The sequence below is a fragment of the Phytoactinopolyspora endophytica genome (assembly GCF_004138495.1).
GTDB classification, from domain to species: Bacteria; Actinomycetota; Actinomycetes; order Jiangellales; family Jiangellaceae; genus Phytoactinopolyspora; species Phytoactinopolyspora endophytica.
Window position 1 is genome coordinate 773,855 of record NZ_ML142849.1, and the last position, 291, is coordinate 774,145.

Annotated in this window: 1 protein-coding gene; it reads left to right on the forward strand. The window is 67.7% G+C overall.

The features are described from left to right. Window positions 1-115: 115 nt before the first annotated feature. A partial coding sequence (locus ELR45_RS42455; RefSeq protein WP_420813803.1) for a metal ABC transporter solute-binding protein, Zn/Mn family occupies window positions 116-291 on the forward strand: 176 nt, incomplete at its 3' end.

A 291-nucleotide genomic window follows, 5' to 3' on the forward strand; every position in this document is an offset into this window, starting at 1 on the left:
GACGCAACGCTGGAGGGCGAGCGCACTCGGCACGGCCGTGACTCTCGCCCTTCTCGCCGCTGGTTGTTCGACACAGGGCGACAACGAAGATGACGGCGACGATGGCCTCAAGGTCATGGTCTCCTTCTCCGCTATCGAGTTCGTCGCCGAGCGCGTGGCCGGCGAGCACGCACAGGTCTCCAACCTGACGCCAGCCGGCGCCGACCCTCACGGTCTCGAGCTGTCTGGGGCGAGGACCGCCGAGCTTCACGAGGCCGACCTCTTCGTCTACCTCTCCGGGCTACAGGCCGC